At 44.8% G+C, this 13977-nt stretch carries 15 protein-coding genes; 11 read left to right on the top strand and 4 right to left on the bottom strand.

What is annotated here, in order from left to right; genetic code table 11:
• The 10 genes from K0036_RS07860 to K0036_RS07905 all read left to right on the top strand — a co-directional run bounded on the left by K0036_RS07860 (position 1) and on the right by K0036_RS07905 (position 8776).
• Positions 1-1293 (top strand): MFS transporter, encoded by a 1293-nt coding sequence (locus K0036_RS07860; RefSeq protein WP_220431094.1) that lies wholly within the window; start codon positions 1-3, stop codon positions 1291-1293.
• On the top strand, positions 1283-3589 hold the full coding sequence (locus K0036_RS07865) for an ABC transporter permease (RefSeq protein WP_220431095.1): 2307 nt from the start codon (positions 1283-1285) through the stop codon (positions 3587-3589). Before K0036_RS07860 ends, K0036_RS07865 begins: the two co-directional genes overlap by 11 nt.
• A 2-nt stretch (positions 3590-3591) precedes the next feature.
• Complete coding sequence (locus K0036_RS07870) at positions 3592-4347, top strand: ABC transporter ATP-binding protein (RefSeq protein ID WP_220431096.1); 756 nt, start codon at positions 3592-3594, stop codon at positions 4345-4347.
• Between the two features lie 73 nt (positions 4348-4420).
• Positions 4421-4849, top strand: coding sequence for a helix-turn-helix transcriptional regulator (locus K0036_RS07875; RefSeq protein ID WP_025643885.1), 429 nt, complete (start codon positions 4421-4423; stop codon positions 4847-4849).
• On the top strand, positions 4846-5436 hold the full coding sequence (locus tag K0036_RS07880) for an ATP-dependent Clp protease proteolytic subunit (protein ID WP_173693140.1): 591 nt from the start codon (positions 4846-4848) through the stop codon (positions 5434-5436). Before K0036_RS07875 ends, K0036_RS07880 begins: the two co-directional genes overlap by 4 nt.
• 121 nt (positions 5437-5557) lie before the next feature.
• Positions 5558-5899 carry an antibiotic biosynthesis monooxygenase gene (locus K0036_RS07885; protein ID WP_025643881.1) on the top strand — a complete coding sequence of 114 codons (342 nt, stop codon included), beginning with the start codon at positions 5558-5560 and terminating at the stop codon, positions 5897-5899.
• Between the two features lie 23 nt (positions 5900-5922).
• Positions 5923-6339, top strand: coding sequence for a pyridoxamine 5'-phosphate oxidase family protein (locus K0036_RS07890; RefSeq protein WP_220431097.1), 417 nt, complete (start codon positions 5923-5925; stop codon positions 6337-6339).
• 35 nt (positions 6340-6374) lie between these two features.
• Positions 6375-7208 (top strand): AraC family transcriptional regulator, encoded by an 834-nt coding sequence (locus K0036_RS07895; RefSeq protein WP_220431098.1) that lies wholly within the window; start codon positions 6375-6377, stop codon positions 7206-7208.
• 89 nt (positions 7209-7297) lie between these two features.
• Positions 7298-7891 (top strand): DUF1062 domain-containing protein, encoded by a 594-nt coding sequence (locus K0036_RS07900; RefSeq protein WP_259283414.1) that lies wholly within the window; start codon positions 7298-7300, stop codon positions 7889-7891.
• A gap of 123 nt (positions 7892-8014) precedes the next feature.
• Positions 8015-8776, top strand: a complete 762-nt coding sequence (locus tag K0036_RS07905; RefSeq protein WP_259283415.1) for a nitroreductase family protein — start codon at positions 8015-8017, stop codon at positions 8774-8776.
• An 84-nt stretch (positions 8777-8860) separates the two neighbouring features.
• Here K0036_RS07905 and K0036_RS07910 read toward each other — a convergent pair whose 3' ends face one another.
• The 4 genes from K0036_RS07910 to K0036_RS07925 form a co-directional block, all read right to left on the bottom strand.
• A complete protein-coding gene (locus tag K0036_RS07910; RefSeq protein WP_220431099.1) occupies positions 8861-10207 on the bottom strand; it encodes an MATE family efflux transporter in 1347 nt (448 codons plus the stop codon).
• 334 nt (positions 10208-10541) lie between these two features.
• Positions 10542-11285 carry an ABC transporter permease gene (locus tag K0036_RS07915; RefSeq protein ID WP_220431100.1) on the bottom strand — a complete coding sequence of 248 codons (744 nt, stop codon included), beginning with the start codon at positions 11283-11285 and terminating at the stop codon, positions 10542-10544.
• Positions 11278-12006, bottom strand: a complete 729-nt coding sequence (locus K0036_RS07920) for an ABC transporter ATP-binding protein (RefSeq protein ID WP_173693145.1) — start codon at positions 12004-12006, stop codon at positions 11278-11280. The genes K0036_RS07915 and K0036_RS07920 overlap by 8 nt, the downstream gene beginning before the upstream one ends.
• Positions 12007-12138: 132 nt before the next feature.
• On the bottom strand, positions 12139-12891 hold the full coding sequence (locus K0036_RS07925) for a MerR family transcriptional regulator (protein WP_025643867.1): 753 nt from the start codon (positions 12889-12891) through the stop codon (positions 12139-12141).
• A 212-nt stretch (positions 12892-13103) separates the two neighbouring features.
• On the opposite strand from K0036_RS07925, the gene K0036_RS07930 reads away from it, so the two are divergent.
• Positions 13104-13967 carry an AraC family transcriptional regulator gene (locus K0036_RS07930; protein WP_173693146.1) on the top strand — a complete coding sequence of 288 codons (864 nt, stop codon included), beginning with the start codon at positions 13104-13106 and terminating at the stop codon, positions 13965-13967.
• Positions 13968-13977 lie beyond the last annotated feature (10 nt).

Genomic DNA, 13977 nt, shown 5'->3' on the forward strand with positions numbered 1-13977 from the left:
ATGGATGAGACGGGAAAGTCTTTTCATAAATTTTTACTTCTTTGGGCCGGAAATTTTGTTTCCTCTGTGGGAAACGGACTGACTTCCTTCGGGCTGGGCGTGTATATCTTTAAGCAGACCGGAAGGGCGTCCCTGATGGCGCTGGTGACCCTGCTTGCTTTCTTGCCTTCCTTACTGTTGAGCGTACCCGCCGGGGTACTGGCAGACCGCTATGACCGCAGAATCCTGATGGTTCTGGGAGACAGCCTGTCTGCCTTGGGATTGTTGTATATCCTGCTATGCTTAATGCAGGGAGAGGCACAAATCTGGCAGATCTGCGTAGGAGTTACAGTAAGTTCTGTATTTGCGTCGCTTCTGGAGCCAGCATACAAATCTACGATTACGGATCTCCTGACGGCGGAACAGTTCAGCAAGGCAAGCGGGCTGGTGCAATTGGCCGGCTCCGCAAAGTATCTGCTATCCCCTGTTCTGGCAGGATTCCTTCTGGGGATTGCAGACATACGCCTTTTGCTTATCATTGATATCTGTACATTTTTCGTGACCGTCTCTACCACCCTTGTTGTTCGAAAAGGGCTGACAGGCAGAAGCGTTCCTGTTTCTAGTTCTATGGCTAGCGAATTACGGGAAGGATTTAGAGGTCTTACGGAGAAGAAAGGCGTTTTTTTATTGGCGGCGATGGGGTCGGCGATTACATTCTGCCTGGGAGTAGTCCAGACCCTGGCTTCTCCTATGGTGCTTAGTTTTTCCAATAGTACCGTACTAGGAACGATGATGACGGTGGTAGCGTTAGGGATGCTGGTATCCAGTTTCATTTTGGGAAGCATTACCATAAAAAAGGGATATTCAAGACTCCTTGCCTCTTCCCTTTTTGGCGCCGGAGTCTTCATGGCACTATTCGGGCTTCGGGAAGATATTATTTTTATCAGTGTATCTGGATTCCTCTTTTTTGCCATGCTGCCGTTTGCCAATACCAGTATAGACTATCTGATTCGTACCAATGTAGACAACCAGATTCAGGGACGTGTCTGGGGAATCATCGGACTGATTTCCCAGCTTGGGTATGTGGCAGCCTATGCGGTCTCCGGAATATTGGCCGACTATGTGTTTACCCCTTTGCTGCTCCCGGAAGGAGTCCTCGCGGGCAGCGTAGGGAAAATCCTGGGTACAGGTGATGGAAGGGGGATTGGCTTTCTCATCGTCCTTGCGGGGCTGCTGCTCTGCGCAACCGCTGTTATGCTCTCGGGTATGAAATCTATCCGCGGGCTGGAAAAAAGAGGTGTCTATGAACCGTAAATTAATTTGGAAAGATATCGTTAGAAATAAAGTAGTGTCTATTGCTATTATGCTGTTTATCGCTGCGGCATCTATGCTGCTGTCCTTAAGCGGCATCCTTGCGACCCATCTTTTGGGCTCCATTGACCAGTTGATGCAAAAGGCTAAGACGCCGCATTTTATGCAGATGCATTCCGGCGAGGCAAATCTAGAGCAGGTGGAGCGCTTTGCGAAAGAGGACGGCCGGGTGGAGAAGTATCAGGCCTTGGAATTCTTGAATATGGCAAGTGAAAAAATCATCATTGGCGGGAAATCCCTTGCTGGAAATGTCCAGGACAATGGATTTTGTACGCAGAGCGGGGAATTTGATTATCTATTGGATATGGACGATCAGCCAGTTCGCCCTAAAGACGGAGAACTCTATGTCCCGGTCTGCTATTATAAGGATCAGACTGCTAAGATTGGAGATCGGGCAGTGATAGCCGGGCAGGATTTTGAGGTGGCGGGATTTATCAGGGATTCACAGATGAATTCTTCCCTCGCTTCTTCCAAACGTTTTCTGGTGAGCGGGCATGACTATGCACGGTTGAAATCTTTCGGCACCGTGGAATATCTGATTGAATTCCGGCTAAAAGATCTATCGGAACTTGGAGAATTCGAGACCGCCTATGAGGACGCCGGACTTCCCTCCAATGGGGCGGCTCTTACCTGGCCGCTGTTTCGAATGATCAGCGCGGTCTCGGATGGAATTATGATTGCCCTGATTTGGCTGGCCAGCATGCTTGTAATTTTGATTGCCCTGCTGTGCATTCGATTTACCTTGCTTGCAAAAATTGAAGATGACTATCGGGAGATCGGAGTCATGAAGGCAATCGGAATGAGGGTGTCTGACATCCAAGGCATTTATCTTTCCATCTATGCCGCTGTGGCGGGAGTTGGATGCTTGCTTGGATTTTTGCTGTCTCTTCTGTTTCGCAAGCCGCTTCAGGATGGAATCCGCCTGAACTTTGGGAACGGAGGGAGCGGCGTTATGGCTTTGCTTCTGGGGCTTGGTGGAGACCTGCTTTTACTATGCATGATTCTTTTGTATCTGCGAAGAATCCTAAAGCGATTTCGCAAGTTATCAGCGGCGCAGGCGATAAGATCGGGCAGCGCTTGGGAGAAGGGGAACAATCCTGGGATCTTTCGACTGTCAGGAAACAGATGCCTTAGTACGAATCTTTTTCTGGGATTGAGAGATATAATAACCAGAAAACGCATGTATCTTACGATGCTGGTGACGGCTGTGCTGGCCATGTTTCTCATGATTGTACCGCAAAATCTTTCCCATACGATTTCAGATAGCGGGTTCGTATCTTATCTGGGAATCGGGCATTGCGATTTGAGAATGGACATACAGCAGACAGAAGGGATTGGGAAAAAAGCGGAAGAAATTGATCGTTATATGGCAAAGGATCCGGACATTAAAAAATATGCTGTCTTTACCACCAGGTCTTATCGGATGAGGCTTGAGGACGATACACAAGAGAATATAAAGGTAGAATCCGGTCGCCATGATGTTTTCCCTGTCCAGTATACCCAAGGGAGCCTGCCGATTTCTAAACAGGACATTGCCTTGTCTGCGTTGTATGCCAAAGAACTGGAAAAGCAGGTGGGAGATCGGATTACGCTTTTGACGGGAACCGGGGAGAAGGAACTGGTGGTATGCGGCATCTATTCTGATATCACGAATGGGGGGAAAACCGCGAAAGCGGTCTTTCCAAGTGATGAAGGGGAGGCGATCTTTTGTACCGTCTGCGCAGAGGTAGGAAAGACTGGCCAGCTGCCGGATAAGATTGCCCAGTATGAAAAGTATTTTCCCTTTGCCAAAGTGACGGACATCGAGACGTATATTGGACAGACATTTGGCCAGACCCTGCGTTCAGTAAGGACGGCAGCGGTGGTGGCAGCGGCGGTTACGCTTCTGATCACGCTGCTGTTTATGAAACTTCTGACCGCAAAAGACAGATATTCCATTGCCATTATGAAATCTACAGGTTTTTCCAATTCCGATATTACGAAACAGTATGTCTGGAGAGCAGTTCTTGTGACGATTGCAGGCATTTTCCTGGGTACGATGCTGGCAGGAACGGTGGGGGAACAGCTGGCCGGAGCGGCGATGGCATCTTTGGGGGCAGCGGCCTTCCAATTTCAGGTGAATCCGCTATCATCCTATCTATTGTCACCTGCGATCTTGCTTTTGACAGCAGTGATCGCAGCGATAGCCAGTACAAATAACGCGGGAAAGGTACACATTTCCCAATCAATAAAGGAGTAAAAATGAAAAACTTATTATGTGGAAAAGAAATCGTAAAATCGTTTGGAGAGGGCAGTGAGAAGACCAGAGTCTTGAACCAGGTGTCCCTGGAGGTTGAAAGGGGAGAATACCTGTCGGTCATGGGGCCGTCCGGCTCTGGAAAATCCACGCTTTTGTATGCGCTTAGCGGCATGGACATCATAGACAGCGGCAGCGTGTCCCTGGACGGATTAGAACTGTCGGGGCTTGAGGATGAGGAACTGTCCGATCTTCGCAGGAGGAAGATGGGATTCGTGTTTCAGCAGCCTGCGCTTCTTAGGAATCTTAATATTCTGGATAATATCATCCTTCCTATGATGCGGGACAACAGGAAACAGGTGGGAACGCTTGTCCAGAAGGCCAAAACGCTGATGAGGCTGTCAGGCATCGAGGGTCTGGAAGAAAGGGAGATTACCCAGATGTCAGGAGGGCAGCTCCAGCGCGCGGGCATATGCCGGGCACTCATGGCGGATCCAGATATTATCTTCGGGGATGAGCCTACCGGAGCCTTGAATTCCAAGGCGGCCCAGGAGATCCTGGATCTTTTTGACCAGATACAGAAGGCAGGGACAGCGATCCTTCTGGTAACCCATGATGTACAGGTGGCAGCCAGGACGAACCGCGTGCTTTTTATGCAGGATGGAAGGATTGTCAGCGAACTTAGGTTTCAAAAAGAGAAGCTGGATTATAAGGCACGTGCAGAGCAAATCATGGTGCAGATGCGAAGAGTTGGAATATAAAAATAGCACTTTTTATTAAGACAAATTTGTTTGCAAACTGCTATAATAGATGAGATGGAAGAGGAGGGATACCATGAACGTGTATAAAAAAATTGTGAAAAAGGTTATTGACTATATAGAAGACAATTTAGAAAACGAAATTGATTTAGATAAGATAGCGGAAAATATTGGCTATTCCAAATTTCATCTAAATCGGATTTTTACAGAAGAAACAGGCTACACGATTTACAAGTATCTGCAAATGCGCAGACTTACGATTGCCGCCCAAAAGCTGGTCGATACGGAGAAACCGATTACCCAGATTGCTTATGAAGCAGGGTACAATTCGCAACAGGCATTTTCACTGGCATTTAAGCAGATTTATCTATATCCTCCTAAAACATACAGAGATATAGGTGTTTTTGTTCCCAAGCAAAACAAAATCTCCATGAAATGCCGTGCTTATTCTGGCTATGGAAAATATAAAGTTTATGTAAGAAAAATTGGGGGGATGGCAGCATGAGTACAGTTCCTTATGTGATTGAGCAGACAAGTCGCGGAGAACGCAGTTATGATATTTTTTCAAGACTTTTATCCGATCGGATTATTTTTTTAGGAGAAGAGGTGAGTGATACCTCAGCAAGTTTGATTGTAGCGCAATTACTTTTTCTGGAAGCGCAGGATCCTGGCAAAGATATTCAATTGTATATCAATAGTCCGGGCGGATCTGTAACTGCCGGATTTGCAATCTATGATACGATGCAGTATATCAAATGTGATGTATCAACCATATGCGTTGGACTTGCGGCGAGCTTCGGGGCATTCTTATTAGCGGGCGGTGCAAAGGGGAAAAGAATGGCATTGCCAAACGCTGAAATTATGATCCATCAGCCGGCTATGCACGGCAATGGGATTCAAGGGCCCGCCAGTGACATCAAAATTATGTCAGACTATATGCAAAACAGTAAGAAACGGTTAAATCGCATCTTAGCAGAAAATACAGGCCATACGGTGGAAGAGATTGAACGGGATACAGATCGGGATCATTTTATGAGTGCTGATGAAGCCCTAAAATATGGCCTGATTGATACGATTATATCAAATAGATAGAATATGGAACGCCATAAGAGTGCGTTCCTTTTTTAGTTTCAGATATATTGATTGACAACTTGATATCCCGATATCTATTATTGTAAGAGAGGCTTTATAAATACCTAGAGGAGGTCTGATTATGGACAAAACTTTCTGCGAAGTTAAATTATTTCAGGTAAAGCCTGATAAGCTAGATGAATTTGAAAAATTGATTGCTGTTGTTGCTAAAGAGCAAAAACAGCAAAAGGGTTGTATTGATATTAAATATTTAAAAAGGTTTTATGTATTTGATGACATCAAAGAGCAGCCAAGAGAACTCACCAGAATCGTTAAATGTGTAAAATATTATTCTTACTGGGACTTTGACACTTTGGAAAATTATTCAAATGCAACTCATTGGCTTTTTGAAAAATATTCGAAGGAAATATTTAAGCTGCTGATTATGCCTTTTGACATAAATTGCGGATATTCAATTAGCTGAACTGAAAACATAAGGAGATAATAATGATAAAGTTAAGCCAGGAAGCAGAAAAAATAATGCTTGAGCGTTTTGGAAGAGATTCTATTGTTGCTTTGGCAACAGTAGAAAATGAAATTCCATATGTGCGAAATGTAAATGCTTATTATGAGAATGGTTCATTCTATATTATTACATATGCACTTTCAAATAAGATGAAGCATATAGAAAACAACCCAACTGTTGCAATAGCGAGTGATTGGTTTACCGCACATGGTAAAGGCATCAATTTAGGATATTTTGGCAAAACAGAAAATCTTGAGATTGCTGAAAAAATGAAAAATGCCTTTAGCGAATGGATTGACAATGGGCACAATAATTTTGATGATGAGAACACAATAATTCTATGTGTAGAATTAACGGATGGCTTGTTACTTTCGCATGGCACAAGGTATGAGTTTTAATTAAGAATTAATGGTACAGATGTGAATGGAGATATATGGATAGAAATCAACTGGTCAATCAGAGTATTGACTATATTATGCAGCATTTAGATGAGGACTTGTCGGTGGAGTCGGTGGCTGGCCAGTTTTTTATATCGAAATACCACTTTTCCCGCATATTCAAAGCAGTGACTGGCGAATCTGTCTATGCATTTATGAAACGCTGCAAGGTAGATCAAAGTGCGGTTGATATGAAATTAAATCCGGAAAAATCGATTACAGACATTGGCCTGGACTATGGATACAGTTCTTCCAACTATAGTTCGGTATTTAAAAAGCATCATGATGCTTCACCAGTGAAGTTCAGGCAGTCCATACCAACCTCTGACATGCCGGTTCCCTTTACCCCGGAGCGTACCGCCCATTTCAAGACTGCGCAGGAATATGCCTCCAGAATCGAGATTCAGGAGTTGTCTGACTTTTTTGTGCTCTATGAGCGGTTCATAGGGAATTATGTAGAACTGGAAAAGCACTGGTACCGGTTCTTGGATCTGTATCAAGCCTATTTGCAGGAAGAAACCATTTTAGTGGAACGTTTTTTCAATGATCCGGCCATCACAAATTCATCGCAGTGTATCTGTGATATCTGCATGACAGTGGGAGAAGAGTGTGGATTGGATAATCTTATGCGGATTCAGGGCGGAAGATGGGTTGTATATCACTTCGATGGAGAAATCAAAGATATTTTTGAGACGCTGCAGGGGATTTTCAATGTCTGGCTGCCACGAAGCGGCTATCGCATGGCACAGCGCTATGGCCTGAATATTTATCGCCACATCGACCGGGAGAAACACAGAGTTCGTATGGATCTGTGCATTCCAATTTCATAAGAGCAAGAATTCAGAAGCCAGCAGGGCGGCCTTCTTTCTATAATCAAGAGGTATTTTAGAAATGCTTCGAAAGAAAGGAGGCCATTTTTGTGTCCGATAAAATAGCCGAAGAAAACCATGTCATTTGGAAAATAGAGTATTGCGCGCCGCCTGCCGTGCTGCGTTACTGTAAAAAATGCGGAAAAAAAGAGGAGTATCTATGTTCCGGAGAGTTTCGCGTCAATGCACAGCAAAAAAACCTGGACATATGGCTGATCTACAAATGTATCCACTGCAATACAACATGGAACAGCGCGATCTATTCCCGCGTATCACCACAGAAGCTAGGTGCAGATCTGCTTGAGAGATTCTACAAGAATGATGAATCATTGGCAATACAGTATGCGATGGATCTTTCACTGTTACATAGAAATGGCGTGGAAGCGAAAATGCCAGAGTATACGATTATTGGGGAGGATGTTTCGCTGGAGAAGACTGTTAATATAAAAATTCAGAGCAAATACCGTCTGCCATTGAAGATATCTGCTATTTTGCGTAAGAAGCTTGGCATCACGCAGCGCGAGCTGGATGAACTCATCTTAAGCAACCGGATATGGAGCAGCACGGGGCAAGACATAAGAAAATGCAGGCTATCATCTCAAGAAACCACGATTACGATATCGAATGGAACTAAGAGGAATTAATAATGCAAACTGATTTTTTAAAAATATCATGATATAATAGGACTAATCAAGACGATAGGATAGTGCTTACCGATATTAACGATTAAAATTAGAATTCGATAGAGGAAAGGAACTCCAATTTATATGAACATGAATAAAGAGTTATACAATATGATCTTTAAAAGAAAATCATTCCATCTTTTCCGCAACATTGGAGAGGAGAGTATTTCTACAAATGAAGTGGAACAGATTGAAAGGGTTTATCGCACATTGATACCGCTATGTCCTGAGATTAAGACTGCAATCAGAATTGTACCTGCGGCTGAAACGACTTGCAAGCGTGAACAACAGTACTGCATTTTACTTTACAGTGAGAAAAAAGATGATTATTTACAAAACATTGGATACCTGGGAGAGCAATTGGATCTATATCTTGTGTCACAAAACATTGGGACGCTTTGGTTTGGTATTGGAAAGACAGACGAACCCTCCTATGAAGAACTTGATTTTGTGATTATGATTGCAATTTCGAAAATTGATGATGAGAAGAAATTCCGCAAAGATATGTATAAGAGCAAGCGAAAACCCATCGATGAAATCTGGATAGGAGAACCAATCAAGGGGATTAGCGACATTGTAAGATTTGCACCAAGCGCTTGCAATACACAGCCCTGGATTGTAGAGCACGCAGATTCTACGCTCAAGGTCTACCGATATAAGAAACAAGGCAAAAGAGGAATCATGCCAGCGGATAAGGTAACCTTCTATAATCAAATTGATATTGGAATATTCTTATGCTTTCTGGATCTCTGCCTGCAGCATGAGGCAATACCATATGAAACGCAATTATATACAGATAATGGTTTAGATCATGAGAAAACAATGAATGCAGTATATAAAATGTAGGGAACCAAACATGGAATGCTATAATGTGCATTCTTTTAACGACGCTGGCCGGACTGCTGTTTGCTTATAGCAGCCCGACAGCGTTTAAATTTTCTTCTTTTCCCAGTTCGTGCTTTTAAAATAGGCCCAGCCGACGATGAAGGGTAAGAGCGGGGAAAGGGCCTGCCCGATATATACGCCGGGGAATCCGATGGGAACTAGAAAGGCCAGGAGCCAGCTGACAGGAAGCCGGACGATGGCAGCGTCTAACAGCGCATTTATCATGGCTACATTTGCAGATCCTATGCCGATGGCAAAAGAATCGAAAGTATACATTGCCGCATATATCAGACTGTTGATTCCGCAGCATATTCTTAGGTAAAGGATTCCGGCCTCAATCATTTCCGGACTTGCCGGATCAAACAGCATGATGATCCGTCCTGCGAATATCTGTACAAATATTACTAAGGCAAAAGTAATCGAAAGATTCAGGCACAGTCCGATCTTTGTCGTCTTTTTTACTCGATCGATATGATGCGCACCTATATTCTGTCCAACCATGGCGGTTACGGCCTGGCCGATCGCCCAGCAGGGCATCCCTGCAAAGGTATTGACTTTCAGCCCGATTCCGGATGCGGCGGCAACGGACACGCCAAAATTATTAAGCATGCCTGTGATCAGAAGATAAGAGATATTGACGACTGCCATTTGAATCGCCGTGGGCAATCCGACTCTTAAGATGGCAGTCAGTTTATCTGGCTTAATGGCAAAGTTTTTCAGCCTGAATTGGAATATAAAGTCTTTTCCCTTGAGATGGATCAACGATATTGTAAGGGAAATGCCCTGCGAGAAAATGGTGGCATATGCCGCTCCTTTAGTTCCCATGCCGAAAGGCCCCACCAGGATGATGTCCAGCAAAATATTGACCACTGTCGCTACAGCGATAAAGTAAAGCGAGCTTTTCGAATCTCCAAGCCCTTTCATAATAGAGCAGACAGCATTATAGCCAAACACAAATACCGTGCCGCAGCAGATGATCTTCATATAATCGCAGGCGTCCTGCATGGAACTGGCAGGAACGTTCAGCACTTGAAAAAGGGGCTTATATACAAGCAGCCCTAGGATGGTGACAAGCAGTGAAGCAATGAAGGCGATCGAGAATAGCGTCCCTATGGTTTCACGCTGCCCCTGTTCATCGTCTGCTCCTTTGTATTGGGCAGCCAGTACGGTACCGCCCATGGTAACGCCGATACATATGGAATTGATGATAAAGCTTATCATGGAAGCATTGCTGATTGCGGCAAGCCCTGTCTTTCCTACGAATCTGCCTACAGCCAGCATATCTGCGATACTATAAAAGGACTGCAGCAGATTCGCAAACAGAAGCGGAAGCGCAAACCGGATTAATTTTTTTGAAACACTTCCTGTTGTCAAATCGTGTTCTTCTTTCATTGGATTATTTCCTTTCTTTTTTACGGGTAAAATACAAAAGGCAGCAGACAAAACATTGCCTGCTGCCGAAATCGCATACATACTTAATTTATGAAACCGTACCAAAACAAATCCCAAACAAAGGAGTCGTCTCGGAGTACGTTATTTCATAAATTAAATTCTTTATTAGGCTCCGCACAATGTCTTGGAATATACAGTTGTTCGGAGCTGCCATCAATACAAAATTTTCCGTATAGCTTCATCGTGCTCACCCTTTCCTTTGTTTAATAGTTTCATTATAGACAATCAAGAGAATACTGTCAATACGGCAAGAAATGTGAAAACTCTCACCGGCTTATTCCCATCTGAAGAACTTTATGGAAACACCTCCGCAAATCAGTAAAAACGTAAGCATGACGATGATGGGAAGCCATACAGATTCTATGGGCAGGCCGAGGGATATCGCTTTCAGAAGCTTGATTCCCTGGGTCAATGGCAGAAAATCAGATGCTTTCTGCATCGCGGAAGGCATAACTTCATAGGGCAGCGTTGCGCCTGAAAAGATCAGCATGGGAAAATACAGGACACAGGCGGCAACGCTGGCTATTTTTTCATTCGAGGATATGCCGCCCACCATCATGCCAATGCTGAATGTAGACAGCATGACCAGGAGATAGGACGCGAAAAACAGTCCCCAGGATCCGGGAAAACGGAATCCGAAAAACAGTGCTGCTACAAGGATGAGCAAGGCCAGCGATACCAGAGAATACAGGGCATAGATCGCAACCTGTACCGCCAGGAGCAACGCAGGGCTTGTGGGCGTTACCTTGAAGCGTTTCAGAATTCTTTTCTGACGGTAATCAGAGATGACCAGAGGCAGGCCCATGATGCCGCCTGCGCAAATCGCGATCGTAGACAGAGCCCCGAAGGATTGCTGTAAAAATGTGTACTCCGAGCCGGGAGCAGCAGGCTTATTTCCATAAATGACGCCCAGAATCACGACCACGACCACAGGCATGCAAAGTGCGAAAATAATCATATCCATCCCACGAATGGAAAGTTTCAGTTCTGTTTTGAGCATAGTAAAAAATTTATTCATCGTCTGCCTCCTCTCCAGTAAACCATAGATACGCATCCTCAAACTTTTCGCAGCAGCTTTGCTCCATCGCTTCCTGCACCGTCCCGGTAAAGACAAAGCGACTGTCTCTTAGAATGCTGATCCGGTCGCAAAGCATTTCTACCTCGTCCATAAAATGAGAGGAAAGAAAAATGGTCAGTCCTTGCTCTTTTAATTCCAACAGACTTTTCCACACATTCCGCCGGGCTTTTGTATCAAGGCCGGTAGTAAGCTCGTCCAGGAAAACCACTTTAGGATCAGCGATCAGGGCAAGAATAATAAAAAGTTTCTGCTTCTGCCCTCCGGAAAGTTCAGTGACAAAGGCATTTTTCTTTTCTGCCAGGCCAAATCTGCTAAGAAGTGGCTCATATTCCGCCGGCTGCCTGTAAAGGCAGGCAGTTTCCTCGCATAATTCCTTTACCCGGATTTTATCCGGATAATTGGACTCCTGAAATTGGACGCCCACCTGTTCAAAGATCGGCTTGCGGTCCTTATGCGGATCTAAGCCCAGAATACGGATTTTCCCGGCATCCGCCTTGCGTGTGCCCAATATGCATTCTATGGTGGTGCTTTTGCCCGCGCCATTTGCGCCAAGCAGGCCATAAACTTCGCCTGATGAAACCGTTAGGCTGATGTTATCAATTACTTTTTTCCCAGCGTAGGATTTACTTAAGCCGGATATCTGGATCGTTGTCTCATCCATGTTTGATACCTCCCTTTTGAAGTGTTGGATCTTAGGCTGCGCAGCGCGTGCCTGTTTGCAGGACATGGATTTTGGATGTCCTGTGGATACAGGTTAGCACTTCTTCCCAGGCTGGTGGCTAAATGTAGGCTTTTATCCAGACATTTTCTTCATGATCTCGATCTGACCGGCCACATAGATGGCGTTCTCGCCGGCTTCTTTTAAAGATGTAAGCAGCCGGTCGCAGGCGGTAATGATATCATCATTCTCGCTTGGCGTATCTATGGCTTCCCGGATATTGACCGCTGGATCATCGGACAATGCCCGCAGCATTCGTAGTATGGCGGATAGGGAATAATTCGCGCAGCGTAGGGAACGGATGATTTTTAGCCTCTGCAAGTCCTCCTGGCTGTATATTCGATATCCATTTTGGGATCGTTTAACAGTAAAAAGGCCGTTTAATTCCCAGTTCCGAAGCGTATCTATCGTTATATGGAGATAATCAGCAGTCTCCTTCCTGTTCCAATACCGGTCTGTCTGGGCGTGTTTGTTCCCAATGCCGGATAGAATATCGCGGGTGATTCTTATCGCTTCTTCCGCATTTTCTTTTTCCAGCTCAATCTGTTCCATGTACTTCTTTGTCAATGCCGCGGCCTTTTCATAATCGCCGGCGGCGGACACCTTGATGATTTGGACGGCCTGCTTGCGCAGCCCGTTTTGCAGCACCTCTACCTTAAGCGCCGCACGTGCCAGTTTAAATTGCTCCACATGCAGATCTGTAAAAACCCGATACCCATTTTCTAATCGTTCTGGCTTGGGTATTAAGCCGCATTTTTCATACAGCCGGACTGTATTTACATGAATGCCGATCATTCTGGCAACGTCGATCGTCCTATACTGATTCAACCTGCTCACCTCCTTGTTAGATTATCGCATACCATATAACCCTGGTGGAATAGTGTAGGCTTATAAATTTATGGAAATAAATCCCTGCTGAATAGGTGGAACGAGAATGATAGAATAGATTATCCGAACTATCCAGACAGTACGCTAAAAGAGAGGAAATATCCTGTCAAATCAGTTATAATTAGGAAACGTAAGAAGAAAGGGGAGCAGACATGGAGTGGGATGAAAAATTGCAGCTGATCGTGGACTACATAGAAAAACATTTGCAGCGGATGCAGGAACCGATCAATCCGCAGGAAGTTGCAGAGATTGCAGGATGTTCCTTTGGATTTTTCCAAAAGGTATTCTCGTATATGAATGGCATTAGTTTTTCAGAATATGTACGGTCCAGAAAACTTACGTTAGCGGGATATGATCTAAAAAGCACGGATAAGAAGGTGGTAGATATCAGCTATCAATATGGGTATGATTCTCCCACCTCGTTTACAAAGGCATTCCAGCAATTTCATGGCTTAACGCCAAAGGAAGCGCGGAGAGGAAACGCGAGACTACGGGTAGTGCCTAAGATGCAGATGTCCGTAAAACAGCAATATTCCTGGAGGCTGGAAGAAAAGCCGGCCTTCCGGCTGATAGGAAAGAGCATCCGGTGTTCTGATGGAGAGCAGTATAAAAAAGTACCGGAATTCTGGAGCGACTGTCAAAAAAATGGCACGTTTTCCAAATTAGTCACTCTGGATAACATGGCACAGGCCGGACTGTTTGGCATATTCCAATATGTAAAGCCTGGTTCTTCAAAGGAAATAGAATATTCTATCATGGCAGCATCGGATGGAGAGTTGCCGGAGGGGTTCCGGGAGATATGGATACCCGAATCCGTATGGGCCGTATTTGACTGCAAGGGGGCCGTCCCCCAGGCGATTCAAAATGGGTGGAAGTATCTGGAGGAGGAGTGGCTTGCGAAATATCCTTTTCCACATGCAAGCTGCCCGGAACTGGAATGGTACAGCAGTGGAAACTCTTATGACAGGGATTATCTGAGCCAGATTTGGATCCCAGTGATAGACGAGTCACTATAAATGTGAAAAT

The organism is [Clostridium] scindens, from assembly GCF_019597925.1.
Classification (GTDB): Bacteria; Bacillota; Clostridia; order Lachnospirales; family Lachnospiraceae; genus Clostridium_AP.

Excerpts from the sequence above, each read along its gene's own strand:
- K0036_RS07860 (WP_220431094.1), top strand. The coding sequence starts at position 1 with ATGGATGAGACGGGAAAGTCTTTTCATAAATTTTTACTTCTTTGGGCC.
- K0036_RS07865 (WP_220431095.1), top strand. The coding sequence starts at position 1,283 with ATGAACCGTAAATTAATTTGGAAAGATATCGTTAGAAATAAAGTAGTG.
- K0036_RS07870 (WP_220431096.1), top strand. The coding sequence starts at position 3,592 with ATGAAAAACTTATTATGTGGAAAAGAAATCGTAAAATCGTTTGGAGAG.
- K0036_RS07875 (WP_025643885.1), top strand. The coding sequence starts at position 4,421 with ATGAACGTGTATAAAAAAATTGTGAAAAAGGTTATTGACTATATAGAA.
- K0036_RS07880 (WP_173693140.1), top strand. The coding sequence starts at position 4,846 with ATGAGTACAGTTCCTTATGTGATTGAGCAGACAAGTCGCGGAGAACGC.
- K0036_RS07885 (WP_025643881.1), top strand. The coding sequence starts at position 5,558 with ATGGACAAAACTTTCTGCGAAGTTAAATTATTTCAGGTAAAGCCTGAT.
- K0036_RS07890 (WP_220431097.1), top strand. The coding sequence starts at position 5,923 with ATGATAAAGTTAAGCCAGGAAGCAGAAAAAATAATGCTTGAGCGTTTT.
- K0036_RS07895 (WP_220431098.1), top strand. The coding sequence starts at position 6,375 with ATGGATAGAAATCAACTGGTCAATCAGAGTATTGACTATATTATGCAG.
- K0036_RS07905 (WP_259283415.1), top strand. The coding sequence starts at position 8,015 with ATGAACATGAATAAAGAGTTATACAATATGATCTTTAAAAGAAAATCA.
- K0036_RS07910 (WP_220431099.1), bottom strand. The coding sequence starts at position 10,207 with ATGAAAGAAGAACACGATTTGACAACAGGAAGTGTTTCAAAAAAATTA.
- K0036_RS07915 (WP_220431100.1), bottom strand. The coding sequence starts at position 11,285 with ATGAATAAATTTTTTACTATGCTCAAAACAGAACTGAAACTTTCCATT.
- K0036_RS07920 (WP_173693145.1), bottom strand. The coding sequence starts at position 12,006 with ATGGATGAGACAACGATCCAGATATCCGGCTTAAGTAAATCCTACGCT.
- K0036_RS07930 (WP_173693146.1), top strand. The coding sequence starts at position 13,104 with ATGGAGTGGGATGAAAAATTGCAGCTGATCGTGGACTACATAGAAAAA.